Source organism: Mediterraneibacter sp. 210702-DFI.5.30 (genome assembly GCF_020560115.1).
In the GTDB taxonomy this organism is placed as follows: Bacteria; Bacillota; Clostridia; order Lachnospirales; family Lachnospiraceae; genus Mediterraneibacter; species Mediterraneibacter faecis.
Map to the genome: position 1 here is coordinate 32423 of NZ_JAJCME010000007.1, position 20253 is coordinate 52675.

Sequence of the window (20253 nt, forward strand, 5' to 3'; positions counted from 1 at the left end):
TATTGTAATACAAAAATCATATGATTTGATATTTTATAGATAACTCAATGAAAGTATTTAAAAGGAGGACTCAACATGGGAATGGAAGATTTTTGGGAACAGCTTCCGACAGGAAAAGAAGATAAACCATTGCTTTTTGAAATGGGACCGCTGGAGTACGATTTTCATGATATTGACGGATTGTATTTTATGCTGGATCGTCGACTATCCGGCTGTCTGCTTATGATGTGGGCAAAGCCGATGAATCCGGATATTCAGGGAACCGTCACCTTAGATAGCAGGGTGGTATCCGGCTGTATCAACCAGTATATGGAAGTTATGGGGAATATGTGGGTGCTTGGAATTCCGCTTCGTGGACTTGTGACAGAGTACGGTCGGGAATATCAACTTCACGTGGAAGGTTTTGTGGATATGGATGGGAATGAGATGAATCCGCAGGATTTTACGGTCAGAGGTGTGGAAAAAGTGAAACCGAAGCCGGAAGATGCAGCACATGAACAGATTGCACTGGAAGCCGCCAGGGAGGGAATCGTTCTTTTGAAAAATGAGGCAGAAGTTCTTCCGCTGAAGAAGGGAACGGTATTGAATCTGTTTGGCAGAGGTATTCACGAATTTCGTATCGGAGCAGTGGGGGCAGGCAAAATCAATCCTCGCTACAGTGTTAATTTTGTGGAGGCTGTCAGGGAAGGAGAAGCTTATTCACTGAATGAAGAACTGGTTGAATTTTACGGCTGCGACAGGGATGAGATACCGGGGGACGAGATGTTGATGCGTGCAAAGAAATTGTCCGATACGGCAATCGTGTTCCTGACACGTGCAGCAGGAGAAAACCAGGATGCTTCCACGGCGAAAGGGGAATACTATCTGAGCGAGGCTGAAGAAGCACTTATTGCAAAAGTAACGGATACATTTGCAAAGACAATTGTGATTTTAAATGTCGGATATCCGATTGATGTGACATTTGCAGAAAAGTATGCAGTTGCAGGACTTATATATTCGGGATTTGGTGGAATGCTTGCAGGACCGGCACTTTTGGATATCCTGAGCGGGGCTGTAAATCCGTCAGGGAAGCTGCCGGATACATGGGCAAAGGATTATTTTGATATTCCGTCGTCGAAAAATTTCTATGACTGTGTGGATAAAACACGTCTGACAGCAGATGAAAATATATATGTGGATACTTGTTACGAGGAAGACATTTATGTAGGATATCGTTATTTTACAACATTCAGGAAAAAAGCGGCGTATCCGTTTGGCTACGGATTAAGTTATACGGAGTTTTGTATCAGGCAGGAGAATATTCGATTTGACGGGGAAGTACTGGAACTGGATGTATATGTGAAGAATGTCGGGGAAAAAGCCGGAAAAGAAGTTGTTCAGGTTTATGTAGGCAAACCGGAATCAGAACTGGAGCAGCCGGAAAAAGAACTGGTATTCTTTGAAAAAACAAAGGAACTGCTTCCGGGAGAGGAACAGAAGATTTCGGTTCATGTTCCGGTGAAAGTATTGACTTCATATTCGGAAGAAAAAGCGGCGTATATTTTATCAAAAGGATATTACCGTATTTATGTGGGAAACAGTATTGAAGCAGCGGAATGCGGCGGATTCGACGAAGAAGAAACAAGAATAATCAAACAGGTAACCAACCTGCTTTGCTGCGATTGCAAATTTACAAGATTATCCAAAACAAATCCGGATGATACATGGCCGACAGGAGCGCATTCCGGAGTGGTCAAAAATAAGTTGACATTTTTGCCTTATGAGAAGAGGAAACATTATCCCGCAAAGTTTGATATGGAGAAACCAAAAGAGAAGGTAACATTTGATGCTGTAAGAAAAAATCCGTCACGTGCGGCTGAGTTTGTGGCACAGATGTCACCGGAGGAACTTGCCCGCATCAGCGTCTGTGCCTCGGCTGGGTGGGGAATGGAAGGTATTGGTGAGGCAGGTCGTGTGTTTCAGACAGAAGGATATGATTTGCCGGACTTTCCGGTGAGCGATGGAAACAGCGGAGTCAATCTGAACATCAAAAATATTGGAATGCCGTCAGGCGTTACAATCTGTGCTTCGTTCAATAAAGAATTATCGGAAGCAATCGGGTGTGTAATCGGGGAAGAAGCGAAGACATTGGGCATGCCGCTGGTTCTTGCCCCGGCATTTAATATTCACAGAAATCCGCTAAATGGACGACAGCCGGAATATTTTTCGGAAGATCCGTATTTGTCCGGTGTCATGGCTGGATTTTATGCAAAAGGATTGGAAGGAGCCGGGGTCGGAGGCTGCTATAAACATTTTATCGGGAACAACTGTGAATCTTCCAGAAAGCGAAATCAGAGTCTGATTTCCGAACGTGCAATCCGGGAAATTTATTTTCGGACTTTTGAATATGCGATGGATGTTCATATGCCAGCCAGCTTTATGACGGCGTATAATGCGGTAAACGGCTGCCCGACAGCAGCGGATGAAGAACTTCTACAGGGGCTTCTCAGAGAAGAAAATGGGTTTGCCGGTTTTGTAATGACGGATTGGACAACCTATGACAGTGTAGATGTGGCAGCAATGGTACAGGCGGGAAACTGCTGGATTACACCGGGCTCTAATGATGATACATATACCGGTCAGATAAAGAAAGGATTGGAGAACGGTACCATAGACACGGCAAGACTTCAGGAGAATGTTACCGCTCTGATTCGTACAATGGCAAAATTTTCATAGAATAGAAAGAATCAGAAAAACAAAAAGAAAGAGAGGAAATGTATATGATTCGTGATTTGACAATAGAATACAGAAAAAATCCGATAGGAATCGATGAGAAACCACGTTTCTCATGGAAGCTGGAGAGTGAAAAGCAGGATGTTGTGCAGACAAGCTACCAGATTCAGGTTGTCAGCGGAGGCCAGCTTATGTGGGACAGTGGCCGGGTGGAAAGCGACCAATCCGTTCTGGTGCCATATAAGGGTGCTGCATTGAAAGAGATGACTGTTTATCAGGTGCAGGTCAGTGTATGGGATAATTGCGGAGAGCTGGGACAGGTGACAGGAAACTTTGAAACCGGTTTGATGAGAGAAGAAAACTGGAATGCAAAATGGATTACCCATACACTTCCGGCTGAAGAGACTGCATGTCCGGTATTTGTCCGCAGCTTTTCTCTGGACAGACCGGTGAAGAGAGCAAGGCTGTATGCGACCGCCTGTGGTGTATATGAGGCACTTATTAACGGAAGGAAAACAGGAGACTTGTTCATGGCTCCGGGCTGGACATCTTATCATCACCGACTGCAGTATCAGACTTATGATATTACGGAACTCCTGGAAAAAGATAATGAGATTACGGTTACTGTAGGAAACGGGTGGTATAAGGGAGAACTCGGGTTTGATGCAAGACCGAATATTTACGGCGACAGAACGGCTTTGCTGGCAATGGTGCGTATCGAGTACGAAGACGGGGAAACTATCTGCATCGGCACTGATACGGACTGGCATGTGGAAACAGGAGAAATTCTGTTTTCCGAGATTTATCACGGTGAGATACAGGATTATACAAAAGAAAGAAGGCAGGTGGGAAAGGCAGTTCTGTTTGAACATACGGATGATATCGGGCAGATTGTGGCGCAGGAATCCGAGCCGGTCCGGGTAACGAAACGGTTTGATGTAAAGGAAAGGATCGTGACTCCAAAAGGAGAATTGGTGTTTGATTTCGGACAGAATATGGCAGGACTGGTAGAAATACGACTTCCAAAACTTATGGAAGACAGATTAGTTATTCGATATGCAGAAACACTGGATAAAGATGGAAACTTTTATACAGAGAATCTGCGGACGGCAAGATGTACAGATACATTTATATACGGAGAAAAGCAGGTGGGAATGCTTGTGATGCCGCACTTCACTTTCCACGGATTCCGTTATATTTGTGTGGAAGGCGCAGGAACGGAAACAGAGGCATCGGATTTTACGGCATGTGCAATGCACACAGACATGCAGCCGACAGGAACATTCACATCCGACAACACGTTGGTTAACCAACTGCAGAGTAATATACAGTGGGGACAGAGAGGCAACTTCCTCGATGTTCCGACAGACTGCCCACAGAGAGATGAACGGTTGGGCTGGACCGGAGATGCACAGGTATTCTGTGGTACAGCCTCCTACAATTTTCACACAGCACTATTTTTCCGAAAATGGCTGCGGGATATGGCGGCAGAGACCAATCCGGAGTGGGGCGTACCTCATGTTGTTCCGAATATTCTCGGAAATCAGGCGGGAGCAGCGGCATGGAGCGATGCTGCGACAATCATTCCGTGGACGATTTATAAGGTTTACGGGGATAAAGAGATGCTTGCGGAGCAATTCCCGATGATGAAGAACTGGGTGGATTATATACATGCGAGAGTCTCGAAAAACGGATTGTGGCAGAGTGGATTCCAGTATGGAGACTGGCTGGCACTGGACATAGAATCCGGAAGCACCGACCGGACAGGCGGAACGGACAAATATCTGGTGGCAAATGCTTATTACGCATATTCGACCAGGATTGTGCGGGATGCTGCGGATGCATTGGGGTATGCAGAGGAAGCAAAAGCATACGGTGACTTATATGAAGAAATAGTAGAAGCCATTCATGTGGAATACGTGACAAGAAGCGGACGAATGGTCAGCGAGACACAGACAGCCTGTGTGCTGATGCTGTACTTTGACTTGATAAAACCGGAATTTCGTGATCGTATTTTGGAGACATTGGAGTTGAATATCGGGGCACACCATAATCATCTGACGACAGGTTTTGTGGGTACACCGTATCTGTGTCATTGTTTGTCAGAAAACGGTCTTCATGGGTTGGCGGATGAGATCTTTATGAAAGAGGATTTTCCGGGCTGGCTCTATGCAGTAAAGAAAGGCGCAACGACAATCTGGGAGCGTTGGAATTCCATTCTGCCAAATGGGGATTTTGACGAATCAGGTATGAACTCCCTGAACCATTATGCGTACGGTTCGATTGGAAGCTGGCTGTACGAAAAAGTTGCAGGAATACGCTGTATGGAACCGGGATATAAGAAAATACGGATTCAGCCGACGCTGACAAAGGGAATGACAGAGGTGTCCGCAACTTATGAATCCATATATGGAACAATCGTAAGTGCATGGAGCTGCAGAGAAGGAAAAATCTGCGTGGACGTGCAGATTCCGGCGAATACAACGGCAGTTATCCAGCTTCCGGAGAAAGAAGCGGAATTTACGGTTGGTTCCGGCAGATATCATTACGAGTACAAGACGGATACCAATCTGAAATTCGAGAAATATTCGTTGGAGTCAACACTCGGAGAGTTGGTCGCCGAAGAACTTGGCCGCAGTATGTTTGAAGAAATGGTGCCGGGAATGCTGGAAGACCCGCTGATTAAGTTTGCATTGTCCATGACCATATCCGATCTGCTTATGCAGGATGCGCAGGCAAAGCCAATGTATCTGGCAGTCATTGATGCGCTGAACGCTGCAAATTCAAAATTATAAAAAATAAGCTAAAATTAAAATACGTACAATTAGGAATGTGATATTTTAAGCTTACAGGATATCAAGAAAAAATGTGATACGAAATGAAGGAGGAACACAATGAGTAAAAAACCATTAGGAAAGGACAAATTCGGCGTTCAGAAAGTAATGCGCGTGAAGGATTACTTCGGAGACGCTACGGGACAGTTCGCATTGAATGCGATGTCCACACTGGTAGGACAGCTTACATACTTCTATACGGATAAGGTTGGTATGGCTGCCGGGGCGATTGCAACAATGTTTATTGTCTGTAAGATTATTGACGCATTTACAGACCTGATTATGGGAAATATCATTGACCATACAAAACCGGGAAAAGAAAAATATCGTCCGTGGCTTTTGAAAGCGGGAATTCCGGCAGGTATTGTAATGGTTCTGATGTTTACGGTGCCGAAAATAGGAGATGTGGGACAGATAATTTACGTGACAATAACGAACATTCTTCTGACAGCAGTATTATATACGGCAATGGCAATCCCTTATAATTCGCTTATGACCGTTCGTACGAACAGCCAGGAAGAACGAGGCATCATGGGAACATGGAGAGCAGCGACCGGTTATGTGGCAGGTATGATATTTGCAATCTGTATGATTCCGATTACGAATGCACTGGGCGGAAATCAGAACGCATGGATTAAATTTGGCTTTATCATGGGAATTATTGTAATACTGGCAGCCTTGATTTGTTATGCAACAAGCCGTGAGACAGCAACAGAGGCAGGAGCGGCAGTAGAAGCGAAAGAAGAGGATGAAGAAGTGATTCCGTTTAAGGAAGCGCTTGGAAAGCTGTTCCACAACAAATACTGGGTGATTGTTCTTGTGGTGAATCTGCTCTCATGCATTATATATGGTCTTGCATCGGGTGCGGGAGTATATTACTGTAAATGGATTTTCGGCAATGACAACCTGGTCGGCGTTCTCGGAGGAATCGGAATGATTCCGACCCTGTTAGGATTTATACTTGTAGGACCGATGATTAAGAAACTTGGTGTTGTGAAAACGCTGCTGGTGAGCTTTGCAATGGGTGCAGGAGCAAATATACTGCTTCTCTTCACAAAAGACATCTTTTTCTGCTACGCATTGTTCGGAAGTATTACAACATTTGCAACCATTCCGATGATGTGTCTGGTTGGAGTTATGACGGCAATGTCAATTGATTATAATGAATATAAATATGGTGTAAGAATGGTAGCAACCTCCAACAGTGCATCCAGCTTTGGCGGTAAAGTGGGAAGCGGACTCGGAACATCTATCATCGGCTGGTTCCTTGCAGCAGTCGGCTATGATGCTACACAGACTGTAGCGCCGGCAGCTACAAAAATGGCAATTTACGGATTCGCTATTGTAACACCGTTAGTGATATTTGTTATTATGTTTATTCTTGTAAGCAAGTTTGATCTGGAAAAAACACTTCCTGCAATGAAAGAAGAAATTGCAAAAAGAAAAGCACAGACATTGTAATATGGAGAACTTCGTTTTTACGTACAAGCTGAAATTAAATTTTTAGAAGTTACATTTGGCGCGTTTTATCCCGATATTGCATTGGAGTCATACCATATTGCTTTTTAAAAGCAGTCTGAAAGTGAGCCTGACTGGAATAGCAAAGATAGTTGCTTATTTCAGACAGGCTTTTTTCAGTATAGGTCAGAAGACTTTTTGCTTCTTCCAGTTTGCAGCGATTGATATAGGCACCCGGATTGATTCCGAGCTCGGATTTGAACATTTTGGTTACATAGGAAGTGCTGCGGTCAATCTGTGCGGCAACATCGTCCATATGAATCGGTTCATTCGTATGACTTCTGATATAATTCATGCCGGAGTGGTATTTGGGGTGAGTGAATCTCTTGATGAGACGAGAGGTGTTTCTGAAGCATATGCGAAACCTGAGAGGACAGAGAAAGCATTTGAGTGTGCACAGAAGTATAATTTCGGAAAATATAATTCTCTTTCCGTTACTACACCGGACGAAAAAATCAATCATATTATGAATCAGTGGTTAAAGAAACAGATTGACTGCTGCATCGTAGGAAAGAAAGGAGTGCGGGATAATCTGCAGATTGCGGTGGCTCTTCTGAATTATCGTCAGGATAAGGCAAAGGATGAAATTCTGGAATGCCTGCGGCATCAGTTTCAGGACGGACATGCAGTGCTGACCTGGTATCCATATGATGATACCAGATATTCAGATCAGCCATTCTGGATTATCTGGGCTGTGTGTGAGCTTATTAAGGAAACGGGAGATTACACGATTCTGCAAAAGAAGATTGAGTGGCAGGATGGCGGTGCTGCGGCTGTAGTGGAGCACTTAAAAGCAGCCGCAGACTGTCTTATCCGGGATAAGGGAAGAAATGGGCTGAGTCGGATTTATTTTGCAGACTGGAATGATGCGCTGAATATCACAACCGATCCGGAAGCGGAATCAGTCATGCTTTCTCATCAGTTCTGTCTTGCTTTCAGAGAACTGAAGCTGCTTATGGAAAAAATCGGGGAGACTGATTATGCAGAATTTCTGAAAAAAGAATATGATACCATGAGAAAGACTATTAATGAGAAAGCCTGGGATGGTGAATGGTATATGCGGGCACTCAGTAAGAAGGAAAACATTGGTTCCAGAACAAGTGAAGGCAGTAAAATCTATCTGAACGCCCAGACATGGGCAGTTTTGGGAGACGTGGTAGATGAAGAAAAGCTTCCGAAGCTTCTGACTGCGGTTGACAGTATGGAACATGATTTCGGTTTCCCTCTGAATATGCCGCCGTATGAGAAATATTCTCCGAATGTTGGACGAATGTCGGGAATGCTGCCGGGGCTGTTTGAAAACGGCGGAGTATATTGCCATGCAACGGGATTTAAAATACTGATGGACTGCAAACTGGGGAGGGCAACCAAAGCGGTCAGTACGCTTAAAAAGATTATGCCGGACAGTGAGAAAAATCCGTCCACACAATCCGGGGCGGAACCATATGTATTTACAAACTGTTATTCCACACATCCGAAATATTACGGAAAGTCATACTGGTCCTGGACAGCCGGAACTTCAGCCTGGTGTATGAATGGACTATATGAAGGAATCATGGGAGTAAAACGCAGATATGACGGACTGGAAATCAGCCCTTGTTTTCCGGCAGAATGGAATCGCGCAGAAATGACAAGACATTTTCGGAATGCGGACTATCATATCATAATTGAGAATCCGCAGCACATAGAGTCTGGAAAACCGATAGTTTCCGTGGATGGTGTGCAGATTGAGGGAAATAGGCTGCCGGATTTTGCAGATGGCAGCAGACATGAGGTGAAAGTTGTACTCCGATAAAAAAGGTTACAGATTGGACAAATTTATAATATTATAATCAAAATTAAAATAAATACAATTTATTTTTTGATAAATTATAGATAAAGTCAAGAAAAACAAGGAGGAAGGAAGATGTTTGAAAAACTATTTACCCCAATCAAAATTCGAGGCATGGAATTGAAGCACCGTATCGTTATGCCTGCAATGGGAACAAAGTTCTCAGGACAGGCAAGTTATGTGACACCGACGCATATCAACTACCATGTGGAGAGAGTCAAGGGCGGAAGTGCGCTGAATATTGTAGAAGTCTGCAGTGTACATACGCCAAGTGCTCCGAGAGGGTTTCTGTCAATCAGTGAAGACGAATACATTCCGGGGCTGAAAGAACTGACGGATGCGATTCATGCGGAAGGCGGAAAAGCAGGTCTTCAGTTATGGCAGGGCTCTCTTGCAGTAGGTTCAGACCAGACAGCACAGATACTGATGGCATGCGATACACCGTTTAGCGAGGAGATTACACTTCCGGGAGCTACCATTGAAGAAATCAAGGAAGTAGTGACATGTTTCGGAAAAGCGGCGGCAAGAGCGGTAGAAGCAGGATTTGACTGTGTGGAATTTCACTGTGCACATAATTATCTGCCGCATTCATTCCTGTCGGGTGGTATCAACTTCCGAACGGATGAGTACGGAGGAAGCTTCGAGAACCGTGCAAAGTTCCCATTGGAGTGTATCCGGGCAATCCGGGAAAATATTCCGGAAGATATGCCGTTATTCATGCGAATTGATGCCCATGATGATTATCTGGAAGGCGGCCTGACGATTGAGGAAGTCATTGAATTTTGTAAGCTTGCCGGTGAAGCAGGCGTTGATGTTTTGGATGTATCCAGAGGTAATATTATTTCAGCGGCAACAAAATACGAAGTTCCGCCAATTGATATACCGAGAGGATTCAATATTGACAATGCGGCACGTATCCGCAAAGAAACCGGAATGCTGACGATTGGTGTAGGACGTATCAATACAGCAGAACTTGCCGAGCAGATACTGGAAGAAGATAAGGTGGATATGGTTGTCATGGGCCGTGCGCAGCTTGCAGATTCCCAGTTCTGTAATAAGGCAAAAGCAGGAAATGTGGAAGACATTGATTACTGCGTGGGCTGTGATCAGGGATGCCTGGACGGATTCGCAGATGAGAACTGTCCGCAGATTACCTGTCTCAGAAATCCGGCAGTCGGAAGAGAAGCAGAATGTAAAATCACCAGAACAGAAAAGCCGGAAACCGTATTGATTGCCGGTGGCGGAATCGCAGGACTGGAGGCCGCAATTATCCTCCGGCAGCGAGGACATAAAGCCATCATATGTGAAGCGTCAGATAAAGTTGGCGGACAGTTTTTGACAGCAGGAGAAGCTCCGAGAAAGGCAGAGATGAAAGAAGCCGTAATTGCTATGGGTAAAAAGGCAGAACGTCTGGGAGCAGATATCCGTCTGAATACACCGGTAACAAAAGAATTGATTGCAGAAATCAAACCGCATACCGTATTCAATGCAATCGGCGCAGAACCTTTGATTCCGGGAATCCCGGGAGCAGACCTTGCGTGTGTGGTAAATTCGCACGATGTCCTGAACGGAAAGGTGAACGTCAGCGGAAATGTGGTTGTCATCGGCGGCGGTATGGTCGGTATGGAAGTAGCCGAATATCTGGCAGAGCGAGGATGTAAGGTTACGGATCTGGAAATGATGAAGGAATACTGTGCGGATATGGGTATGGCAAGGAAAGCCTGTGTGATGGAAAGTATTGCTCTGGCAGGAATTGAAGCCGTTACAGAAGTAACCGTAACTGCTATTAAAGAAGGAAAGGTTGTCGGACAGAAGGATGGAGCAGAAGTAGAGTACCCTTGTGATTACGCAGTGATGGCAATCGGTTCCAGAGCCAGATGTGGAAAAGAGATTGAAGAGGGCGCACGGGCAATCGGTGCAGGTTATATGGTGATCGGAGATGCCGCCATGGCAAGAAGAGCATTGAATGCAGTCAGGGAAGCGTTTGATGCAGCATTGACATTTGACGATCCGCAGGTACATGCAGATGTGACAAAACCACAGAAAATCGTGGCGGTTACAGGAGTGACAGGTACGATGGGACAGGAGACTCTGAAACAGCTCTTACCTAGGGGGAATCGCTTCAAAATCCGTGCATTTGCAAGACCTTCTGAAGTAAATAGAGAAAAAATGAAAAAATTTGCAGCTCCGAATCTGGAAGTGGTATGGGGAGACCTCGGAAACTATGAGGACATCAAGAAGCTGGTAGACGGAGCGGATTATGTTCTCCATATCGGTGCAATGGTGTCACCGGCAGCGGACAAGTATCCTGAAAAGACATTGTATACCAATATTGGTTCCACCCTCAGTATCATCAAGGCAATCAAGGAACAGCCGGACCCGGATAAGGTACATTTTGTATATGTCGGAACAGTAGCTGAAACCGGCACACGTACATATCCGATTCACTGGGGAAGAGTCGGTGACCCGATCAATCCTTCTATTTTTGATTATTATGCACTGTCCAAAGTGTTCTCTGAACTGGCAGTTTATGAATCCGGACTGAAACACTGGGTATCCATCCGTCAGACAGGGCAGTATCCAAGCAATGAGAGCGCAGGCGAGGAACCAATCATCTTTCATCAGCCGCCAAACTGTGTACTGGAGTGGAGTACATCCATTGAGTCCGGTATCTGTATGGCAAATGTCTGCGAAGACTGGGTTCCGGAATCATTCTGGAGAAAGGCATACAACTTAAGCAGTGGAGAAGGATATCGTCTGACTGCCTGGGAACAGACTGACATGCTGATGGAACCATTTGGAATTACTCTCAAGGATTTGTTTGATGCAAACATGATCGCACAGTACAATTTCCATGGACATTATTTCTCAGACGGAAAAGATCTGGATGACATTTTGCATTTCCGCTGTATCCCGGCAGATGAGTACTGGGGCGGTGTGGTAGACGAGATGCGCAGAATGGCAGCAAATCCGATGATCAGAGCAATGTTCCCAACTGCCGAACAGATGAAGGAACATAATATTGAAATCGGTCACAAAGAGGGCGGAACATACTGGGCTTTGGAAAACAATAAGGAAGACTGGATTAAGGCATTCTTCGGTTCCAGGGAAAAACGAGACGCAATCAAGAGCTGGGATGAAGGTTATGAACTCTTCCATCCAAGTGAAGAGGTAACCTATCTGGATCACGGCTACGATGAAGAAAAAGGGCTTGAAAATCTGGATATTGAGGATTTGAAGAAAGCGGCTGCTTTCCGTGGCGGTGAATGTCTGGAAGAGAAAGCACCGGCAGATATCTACACCCCGATTAAGTGGAAATGCGCAGACGGACATGAGTTTATGATGTCTGTGAATGCAGTTCTTCAGGGTGGACACTGGTGCCCGGAATGTCTGGCACATGAGTGGCAGTATGGAAATATCGCAAAAGTAAATCCGTTCTATGCACAGGTATGGACTCCGCTTCACGGCGATGATGAAGACTATGTGATTCCGATGGAATTCAGTGGATATGATATTGCAAATGAATTAAAGAAAAAATTGAATTTACAGTAAAATAAGTGGAAGGAAAATAGAAGAAAGCAGCGAAGATAGGAGAAATATTATGCTGAAAGGAAAAATAGCAGTAGTAACTGGAGGTACACGCGGAATCGGGTATGCCATTGTGAAAAAATATCTGGAGAATGGTGCAAAGGTCATATTATTCGGTTCCCGGCAGGAGACAGTAGATAAGGCACTGGCATCCTTAAAGGAAGAAAATCCGGAATGGGAAGTATCCGGTGCCTGCCCGAGTCTGACAGACGCAAAAGAAGTGGCAGACGAAATCCAGGCAATTCACAGGAAATACGGAAAGATTGATATTCTTGTAAATAATGCGGGTGTATCTGACAGTATGATGACGATAGATTGCAATCCAGAGCATTTTCAGGAAATAATCAATCTGAATGTAAACGCAGTATTTAACGCAATTCAGCCATCGGTAGAACTGATGAAGGAGCAGGGCGGAGGCTGCATTATCAACACAAGTTCTATGGTAAGTAAGTACGGGCAGCCAGGCGGAGTGGCTTATCCTACTAGCAAATTCGGGGTAAACGGTCTGACAATCTCTCTTGCAAGAGAACTGGGACAATATGGAATCCGTGTCAATGCAGTTGCACCTGGAATTACCAGAACAGATATGGTGGCAGCACTCCCGGAGGAAGAAATTCAGCCGCTTATTGCAACGATTCCTCTCGGAAGAATCGGAGAACCGGAAGATGTGGCAAATGCATGCCTCTTTCTCGCAAGTGAACTTGCAAGTTATGTGTCAGGAGAAATTTTAGCTGTGGATGGTGCAACAATCTGCTAAGTTTTCAAAGTAGAATAGATAGAAAAAGTAAAATGCGGGTGGCGGCGACTTATTTTCTTACACAGATAATCCTTGCGAATCTGTTGGATTCTTCAACAGATGGAACAGGCTGAGTCATCACCAGTGCAAAAAAGGACACTTTTTTTACAAAGGAGTGTCTTTTTTTGCTGTGTAAAAATTCGTATCATATAGCTATAACAAGGAGAAGAGAAGGAACGAATGAAAGGAGACAGCAATGAAATACTTTCTCGCAGTAGATATTGGGGCTTCCAGCGGCAGGCATATGCTTACGCACATGGAAGAGGACAGAATGGTATTGGAAGAGGTTCACCGTTTCTACAATGGGATGACGGAGAAGAACGGACACAAAATTTGGGATGTGGATACACTTTTTGAAGAAATCAAAATCGGAATGAAAAAGTGTGCCAGCCTTGGTAAAATTCCGGAGAGCATGGGAATTGATACCTGGGCGGTGGATTTTGTGCTGCTTGACAAGAATGGTGGAAGAATCGGGGATGCAGTGGCGTACCGAGATGCAAGAACCACAGGAATGGATGAAGGAATGCCTGATTGTAGGAGGGAAGCTTATTGCAAAGAATCACTTCCGAAAGGTCGGGAGAATAGAGCGCACCTGTGCTATGGTCATTTAAAACGGATTGATAATTGTAAGGTTTTATGGTAGAATAAAGACGATATTTGGAATCCTTCCTATTCTACACTTAGGAAGGAGGCACAAATGGGTAAATCCCTTAATGGTAAAGAATTAGGTAAAGGCGTGAAAGCCTTATAAACAGGAGGTTTTAAGATAAAATGGAAGCATATAAGAAGGAATTTATAGAATTTATGGTAGACTGTGATGTATTGAAGTTTGGAGATTTCACACTGAAAAGCGGAAGAAAATCCCCATTTTTCATGAATGCAGGAGCATATGTAACAGGATCCCAGTTAAAGAAACTCGGAGAGTATTACGCAAGAGCAATTCACGAGACATATGGAGATGACTTTGATGTACTGTTTGGACCGGCGTACAAAGGAATCCCGCTCGGAGTTGTAACAGCAATCGCATACAGTGAATTATATGGAAAAGAAGTACGTTACTGCTCAGACCGTAAGGAAGAGAAAGATCATGGCGCAGATAAAGGAAGCTTCCTTGGAAGTAAGCTGAAAGATGGAGACCGCGTGATCATGATCGAGGATGTTACAACATCCGGTAAATCTATGGAAGAGACAGTTCCGAAAGTAAAAGATGCTGCTGATGTTACAATCGTTGGACTTATGGTATCCTTAAACCGTATGGAAGTAGGAAAAGGCGGAGAGAAGTGCGCACTTGACGAAGTGAAAGATCTCTATGGATTTGAGACAGCAGCGATCGTTACAATGGAAGATGTTGTAGAGTGCCTTTACAACAAGGAATGTGACGGAAAAGTAGTGATCGATGATGAATTAAAAGCAGCGATCGATGCATATTATGAGAAATATGGAGCAAAATAAGGAGGCCTGGTGTTTTGGAAAAAGCGTATCGTGTAATGAGAAACAGTGGAGCAGGTAACATTGCAATCGGAATAATCCTGCTTGTTACAGGAGTTACGGTAGGAATTATTTCTATTATCAATGGAGCCAGTCTGTTAAAACATAAAAATAATATAACATTTTAAAAAGAAAGTCCCCTCGTAGCTTGTTCAGTGTGAGTAGTTACGTCCGAAGTGAACCGGCAGAGGGGGCTTTCTTTTTCTATGAAGGTGTAAGAAATTGACAAAAAAAGAAGCGAAGAGAGTCAGGATGCTTGGAAAGATCCTGTTTATATTATATATTATCTTCCTTGTCTACTTTCTGTTCTTGTCAGACTGGTACGGCAGGGAAGGCGTAATGGATGAATACCATTACAATCTGGTGCTATTCAAAGAGATTAAGAGATTTATTCAATACAGACATCAGCTGGGAACATTTGCGGTGTTCTCAAATTTATTTGGAAATATTCTGATTTTCATGCCAGTTGGTTACTTTTCTGCAATGGCAGGAAAAAGAAGAAGCTTTTTTAAAACGTTATTTTGGAGTTTTTGTCTGACTCTTTGTGTAGAGTTAATGCAGCTGATCACGAAAGTGGGATGCTTTGATGTGGACGATATTCTGCTGAATACAATCGGCGGTGTACTTGGATATATAGTTTTTGTAGTTTGTAATCTACTAAGGAGAAGAAATGATCGGAAAAAAAGAAAAGAAAAACGATGAAAGAGAAAAAAATCAGAAGAAAGAAAAGGAACGAAAGAGTAATCAATCAAAGAAATATGGGAAAGCAGCGTATCTGCAGTCAAGAAGAGGTGTGATCTCCTGCTGGTTGACCGGATGGTCACTTGCTATCTTGCTGGGATGTGTCGGATATGCATTCCTGACGAGAGGAAAGGCAGCCGGAATTGTCGGAGGGATTGCAATCCTTTCTTTAATGATTGATATCTATGGAATCTGGAATGCAATAGAAGGATTTGAGGAGCAGGATAGAAAATATCTTTCCTGCAAATGTGGAATCGGGATCGGTATTGTGCAGATCTTGTGCTTCCTTGGAATTTTTGTTGGAGGTCTGAGCTTATGATCGGAAAGTTAAGTGAGTTACAGAAGGAGAAAAATGAACAGTGCACACAGCGTCACGAACTGGCAGTTGAGCGTCTGCGCACGATCGTGATAGAAGAAACAGTGAATGCAGCATATATTTCTTACTTTCAGGATTGTACCTTGTTTCTGCTTGAGTTAGAGAATACACGAAAAAAGCTAGAAGATGGAAGCTGGGACAGCTTAAGTCTTGAAGAAAAGCGTAGCCTGAACAGGATTCTTTATAGTGATATTATAGGAGAGAAATATCAGACAAGCTATGCCAATCAAGACTATGCCTGTGAAAAATTGGGGCAGGAGATGGGACAGCTTTTAAGTTTGTTGTACACGGAAATCAGAGCAGGAATTCCGTATGTGTTTGAACAGCGCAAGGATTATCTGACAATCCTCTATGAGTTGTTTCTCGAAGTCTATACCTGTTTCGAGGGAATGAGTGAGGAAGAGAATCCAGTTCCAAAGCCGGAGCAGATCAAGGAGATTCTGTATTGGTATGCAAGCGATTACTGCGATGTGTTTTATGCAGACCGAATTCTGGAGCAGATGGATCCGTCAGCGGATTTTGCAGTACAGATCATTGAGAAGGCAGATCTTGATGAAGATGATTATCTGTATGAATTCGGTGAGTACATTTCCAAGAATGAACTTGGAACAGCTCATCATCTGAGAAATCTGCCACAGGAGACACTGCAGAAGATGGCAGATGTATATACGGAAGGATATCGGGTTGGTTTTATTAATACTGGAAAAGATCTGTCAAAGAAATCGATTGTAAATATCCGTTACAGCCTTGGATTTGAAAAGGTGATCTGCCTTGCAATCGAGAACTTCCGTAAGATGGGATTAAAGCCGGTTATTTACCGTGCTGCCTCCAGCGTGATCACGAAGAGAGAGCACCACAAGATTGGATATTACGGTGCGATCGCGAATCAGCAGTATGAGTATGATCATAGACAGGACCAGGCACTCTTTATGGATAAGCGTTATGTAGAACGTAAGCTTGAGGTGATGAAGACTGTTTTCGAACAGAATAAGGAGATGGCAGCAGGTGTTGCAGGACCGGCAGTAATGGAGATATTCGGTGAGACTCCATTTTCACCGGAAGCGAAAGAAACAGCACCGGCATATGATGAGGCGCAGAGAGAACTGGATCTTCTCTTTAGCAGCAGATCAGGACAGATCACGAATGAGTATATCAAGGGTGAGGAAAGAAGTTTCACGATTGTTGCTTATCCGGTGCCGGAGATTGGGGCAGATTATGCAAAGATCTTTGATGAAGTGATCAAGATCAATACATTAGACGCGAAGCTTTATGAAAAAGTGCAGCAGACAATGATCGATGCGTTAGATCAGGGAACTTGTGTACATGTAAGAGGAAAAGGAGAAAACCAGACAGATATTACAGTACAGTTATATCATCTGAAAGACGCACAGAAGGAGACAATCTTCGAAAATTGTGTGGCAGATGTGAATATTCCTGTCGGAGAAGTATTTACATCACCGGTTCTGGAAGGGACGAACGGCATACTTCATGTAAGCAAGGTATATCTGGACGGACTTCAGTATGAGAATCTGAAGCTGACATTTCAGGATGGAAAGATCACCGACTATACATGTACGAACTTTGAGGATGAAGCACAGAATAAGAAATACATTTACGATAATGTGTTGAAGAATCATGAGACTCTTCCGCTTGGTGAGTTCGCAATTGGAACAAATACGACTGCATATGTGACAGCAAAGAAATTTAATATAGAAGATAAGATGCCGATTCTGATCGCAGAGAAGACAGGACCGCATTTTGCAGTAGGAGATACATGTTATTCCTGGAGCGAGGAAATCAGAGTCTACAATCCGAATGGAAAGGAAATTGTGGCGAAAGATAATTCCTGTTCTCTTCTTCGTAAGGAAGATGTATCAAAAGCATACTTTAACTGTCATACAGATATAACCGTGCCTTATAAAGAGTTAGAAGAAATAAGTGTAGTGACAAACGAGGGAAAAGACATTATACTATTAGAGGACGGAAGATTCGTATTGCCGGGAACAGAGGTACTTAATGAGCCTTTGGATAAAGCGGGATTTTAAGGAAATCCTATAGGTAATTGGATAGTTAATAGATGATTAAATGGAATCTTTCATAAGTATGGATAATAAATAAACAAAGTTTTCCAAGAGAAGGAAAACAGTATACCACTGAGGAGGAAATGATATGCCAAAAGTAGGAATTGTCATGGGCAGCGACTCAGATCTGAAGGTGATGAGTAAGGCAGCAGCCACACTGGAGAAGTTTGGAATCGATTATGAGATGACGATCATTTCAGCACACCGTATGCCGGATGTCTTCTTTGACTGGGCAAAGGCAGCTGAAGGAAAGGGAATCAAAGTAATTATTGCAGGAGCAGGTATGGCAGCACATCTGCCGGGAATGTGCGCAGCACTTTTCCCAATGCCGGTAATTGGTATCCCAATGTCAGGAAAGAATCTGGAGGGTATGGACGCACTTTATTCAATCGTTCAGATGCCACCTGGAATCCCGGTTGCTACAGTTGCAATCGACGGCGGTATGAATGCGGCAATTCTTGCAGCAAAGATGCTTGCAATGTCAGATCCGGAGCTTTTAGAGAAACTGAAAGCTTATTCTGCAGAGATGAAAGATACGGTACAGGCAAAAGCAGACAGACTTGCAGAAGTTGGTTATGAGGAATATCTCAACAATAAATAAATATTACGATTCGAAAGAAAAGGAGATTTACGATGGATTACAAGACATCAGGTGTAGATATTGAAGCCGGTTACAAATCAGTGGAATTAATGAAAGAATATGTAAAAGAGACAATGCGCGCAGAAGTTCTCGGAGGACTTGGCGGATTCTCAGGAGCTTTCTCTCTTGCGAAGATCAAAGAGATGGAAGAACCTGTTCTTCTTTCCGGTACAGACGGATGCGGAACAAAGGTAAAACTTGCTATGGTAATGGATAAGCATGACACAATCGGAATCGATGCTGTTGCTATGTGCGTGAACGATATTGCATGTGCAGGTGGAGAGCCACTCTTCTTCCTGGATTATATTGCATGTGGAAAGAATTATCCGGAGAAGATCGCTGCAATCGTAAAAGGTGTTGCAGAAGGATGTAAGCAGTCCGATGCAGCTCTGATCGGTGGAGAGACAGCAGAGCATCCGGGACTTATGCCGGAAGATGAATATGATCTTGCGGGATTCGCAGTTGGTGTTTGCGATAAGAAAGATATGATCACAGGAGAGAATCTTGCAGCCGGAGATGTTCTGATCGGAATGGCTTCTACAGGTGTTCACAGCAACGGATTTTCACTTGTAAGAAAAGTATTTGATATTACAAAAGAATCTTTAGATACTTATTATGATGATCTTGGAACTACTCTTGGAGAGGCACTTCTTGCTCCGACAAGAATCTATGTAAAAGCACTTAAAAGCATCAAAAATGCAGGTGTTACGGTAAAAGCATGCAGCCATATCACAGGTGGCGGATTCTATGAGAACATTCCGCGTATGCTCAAAGAAGGAACTCATGCAGTTGTAGAAAAAGACAGCTACCCGATTCCACCAATCTTTGCAAAACTTGCAAAAGAGGGCGAAATCGAAGAGCAGATGATGTACAACACATTTAACATGGGACTTGGAATGGTTCTCGCTGTTGATCCGGCAGACGTTGATAAGACAATGGATGCAATTCGTGAAGCAGGAGATCAGCCATATGTAGTCGGCAAGATCGAGGCTGGCGAAAAGGGAGTGACTTTATGTTAAGAGTCTTAAGTATGGTGTCAGGAGGCGGAACAAACCTTCAGGCAATCATCGACAGCGTAAAGAATGGAATGATCACGAACACAGAACTTGTGGGCGTGATCAGCAATAATAAGAATGCCTATGCACTGACACGTGCCAAAGAAAATGGAATCGATGCGAAATGCATTTCTCCGAAGGACTACGAGTCAAGAGAAGTGTTCAATCAGGAACTTTTAAAGGCTGTGGATGCATATGAACCGGATCTGATCGTGCTGGCAGGTTACCTTGTGGTAATCCCGCCGGAGATGATCAAGAAGTATAAGAACCGGATCATCAACATTCATCCATCTCTGATTCCATCTTTCTGTGGAACAGGTTATTATGGATTGAAAGTACACGAGGCAGCTTTGGAGCGCGGTGTGAAAGTAGTTGGTGCAACAGTACATTTCGTAGATGAAGGAACTGATACAGGCCCGATCATCTTGCAGAAGGCTGTAGAAGTACACAATGGAGATACCCCGGAAGTGCTTCAGCGCAGAGTGATGGAACAGGCTGAATGGAAGATCCTTCCACATGCAATCGATCTGATCGCGAACGGAAAGGTTGAAGTAGAAGGACATCGTACAATCGTTACCGAGTAAGGAGGCAGA

Annotated in this window: 15 protein-coding genes and 1 pseudogene; 15 read left to right on the top strand and 1 reads right to left on the bottom strand. The window is 43.9% G+C overall.

Features of this window, described 5'->3' with window-relative positions; genetic code table 11:
- Positions 1-75 precede the first annotated feature (75 nt).
- From LI126_RS08920 to LI126_RS08930, 3 genes are all read left to right on the top strand, one after another.
- Positions 76-2715 (top strand): glycoside hydrolase family 3 protein, encoded by a 2640-nt coding sequence (locus LI126_RS08920; RefSeq protein ID WP_055157689.1) that lies wholly within the window; start codon positions 76-78, stop codon positions 2713-2715.
- A 44-nt stretch (positions 2716-2759) separates the two neighbouring features.
- Positions 2760-5507 (top strand): alpha-L-rhamnosidase, encoded by a 2748-nt coding sequence (locus tag LI126_RS08925; RefSeq protein ID WP_055160745.1) that lies wholly within the window; start codon positions 2760-2762, stop codon positions 5505-5507.
- Positions 5508-5606: 99 nt separating this feature from the next.
- Positions 5607-7007, top strand: a complete 1401-nt coding sequence (locus tag LI126_RS08930; RefSeq protein WP_117498681.1) for an MFS transporter — start codon at positions 5607-5609, stop codon at positions 7005-7007.
- 49 nt (positions 7008-7056) lie between these two features.
- Here the strand turns inward: LI126_RS08930 and LI126_RS16310 are convergent, their stop codons facing one another.
- Entirely contained in the window at positions 7057-7527 is a 471-nt protein-coding gene (locus LI126_RS16310) for a helix-turn-helix transcriptional regulator (protein WP_117498679.1), read from the bottom strand.
- A 3-nt stretch (positions 7528-7530) separates the two neighbouring features.
- Here LI126_RS16310 and LI126_RS08940 point away from each other — a divergent pair, with 3 nt between their 5' ends.
- The 12 genes and pseudogenes from LI126_RS08940 to purN all read left to right on the top strand — a co-directional run bounded on the left by LI126_RS08940 (position 7531) and on the right by purN (position 20244).
- Positions 7531-8859: a GH36-type glycosyl hydrolase domain-containing protein gene (locus tag LI126_RS08940; RefSeq protein WP_442919969.1), complete on the top strand. Its 1329-nt coding sequence runs from the start codon at positions 7531-7533 to the stop codon at positions 8857-8859.
- A gap of 111 nt (positions 8860-8970) precedes the next feature.
- The gene (baiCD, locus tag LI126_RS08945) at positions 8971-12447 is read left to right on the top strand and encodes a bile acid Fe-S flavoenzyme BaiCD (protein ID WP_226865705.1); all 3477 of its coding nucleotides are present in this window, start codon (positions 8971-8973) and stop codon (positions 12445-12447) included.
- A gap of 49 nt (positions 12448-12496) precedes the next feature.
- Entirely contained in the window at positions 12497-13240 is a 744-nt protein-coding gene (locus LI126_RS08950) for an SDR family NAD(P)-dependent oxidoreductase (RefSeq protein ID WP_020436139.1), read from the top strand.
- Between the two features lie 235 nt (positions 13241-13475).
- Positions 13476-13799: pseudogene (locus LI126_RS08955) on the top strand (FGGY family carbohydrate kinase); the annotation flags it as partial.
- A 251-nt stretch (positions 13800-14050) separates the two neighbouring features.
- Complete coding sequence (gene pyrE, locus LI126_RS08960) at positions 14051-14731, top strand: orotate phosphoribosyltransferase (protein ID WP_020435872.1); 681 nt, start codon at positions 14051-14053, stop codon at positions 14729-14731.
- Between the two features lie 14 nt (positions 14732-14745).
- Positions 14746-14895: a hypothetical protein gene (locus LI126_RS08965; protein ID WP_020435871.1), complete on the top strand. Its 150-nt coding sequence runs from the start codon at positions 14746-14748 to the stop codon at positions 14893-14895.
- Positions 14896-15019: 124 nt separating this feature from the next.
- Positions 15020-15469, top strand: coding sequence for a VanZ family protein (locus tag LI126_RS08970; protein WP_442919971.1), 450 nt, complete (start codon positions 15020-15022; stop codon positions 15467-15469).
- Entirely contained in the window at positions 15438-15827 is a 390-nt protein-coding gene (locus LI126_RS08975) for a DUF6142 family protein (RefSeq protein ID WP_055173056.1), read from the top strand. Before LI126_RS08970 ends, LI126_RS08975 begins: the two co-directional genes overlap by 32 nt.
- Positions 15824-17929 (top strand): aminopeptidase, encoded by a 2106-nt coding sequence (locus LI126_RS08980; RefSeq protein WP_227165233.1) that lies wholly within the window; start codon positions 15824-15826, stop codon positions 17927-17929. The genes LI126_RS08975 and LI126_RS08980 overlap by 4 nt, the downstream gene beginning before the upstream one ends.
- 124 nt (positions 17930-18053) lie before the next feature.
- Positions 18054-18566 carry a 5-(carboxyamino)imidazole ribonucleotide mutase gene (gene purE / locus LI126_RS08985; RefSeq protein WP_015527958.1) on the top strand — a complete coding sequence of 171 codons (513 nt, stop codon included), beginning with the start codon at positions 18054-18056 and terminating at the stop codon, positions 18564-18566.
- A 32-nt stretch (positions 18567-18598) separates the two neighbouring features.
- A complete protein-coding gene (purM, locus tag LI126_RS08990) occupies positions 18599-19624 on the top strand; it encodes a phosphoribosylformylglycinamidine cyclo-ligase (protein WP_020435867.1) in 1026 nt (341 codons plus the stop codon).
- A complete protein-coding gene (gene purN / locus LI126_RS08995; protein ID WP_015527956.1) occupies positions 19618-20244 on the top strand; it encodes a phosphoribosylglycinamide formyltransferase in 627 nt (208 codons plus the stop codon). Before purM ends, purN begins: the two co-directional genes overlap by 7 nt.
- The last annotated feature ends 9 nt before the right edge of the window (positions 20245-20253 follow it).

Bases quoted from the DNA above. Each gene is read 5' to 3' on its own strand.
- LI126_RS08920 (WP_055157689.1), top strand. From the start codon at position 76: ATGGGAATGGAAGATTTTTGGGAACAGCTTCCGACAGGAAAAGAAGAT.
- LI126_RS08925 (WP_055160745.1), top strand. From the start codon at position 2,760: ATGATTCGTGATTTGACAATAGAATACAGAAAAAATCCGATAGGAATC.
- LI126_RS08930 (WP_117498681.1), top strand. From the start codon at position 5,607: ATGAGTAAAAAACCATTAGGAAAGGACAAATTCGGCGTTCAGAAAGTA.
- LI126_RS16310 (WP_117498679.1), bottom strand. From the start codon at position 7,527: ATGATTGATTTTTTCGTCCGGTGTAGTAACGGAAAGAGAATTATATTT.
- LI126_RS08940 (WP_442919969.1), top strand. From the start codon at position 7,531: ATGAATCAGTGGTTAAAGAAACAGATTGACTGCTGCATCGTAGGAAAG.
- baiCD (WP_226865705.1), top strand. From the start codon at position 8,971: ATGTTTGAAAAACTATTTACCCCAATCAAAATTCGAGGCATGGAATTG.
- LI126_RS08950 (WP_020436139.1), top strand. From the start codon at position 12,497: ATGCTGAAAGGAAAAATAGCAGTAGTAACTGGAGGTACACGCGGAATC.
- pyrE (WP_020435872.1), top strand. From the start codon at position 14,051: ATGGAAGCATATAAGAAGGAATTTATAGAATTTATGGTAGACTGTGAT.
- LI126_RS08970 (WP_442919971.1), top strand. From the start codon at position 15,020: ATGCTTGGAAAGATCCTGTTTATATTATATATTATCTTCCTTGTCTAC.
- LI126_RS08975 (WP_055173056.1), top strand. From the start codon at position 15,438: ATGATCGGAAAAAAAGAAAAGAAAAACGATGAAAGAGAAAAAAATCAG.
- LI126_RS08980 (WP_227165233.1), top strand. From the start codon at position 15,824: ATGATCGGAAAGTTAAGTGAGTTACAGAAGGAGAAAAATGAACAGTGC.
- purE (WP_015527958.1), top strand. From the start codon at position 18,054: ATGCCAAAAGTAGGAATTGTCATGGGCAGCGACTCAGATCTGAAGGTG.
- purM (WP_020435867.1), top strand. From the start codon at position 18,599: ATGGATTACAAGACATCAGGTGTAGATATTGAAGCCGGTTACAAATCA.
- purN (WP_015527956.1), top strand. From the start codon at position 19,618: ATGTTAAGAGTCTTAAGTATGGTGTCAGGAGGCGGAACAAACCTTCAG.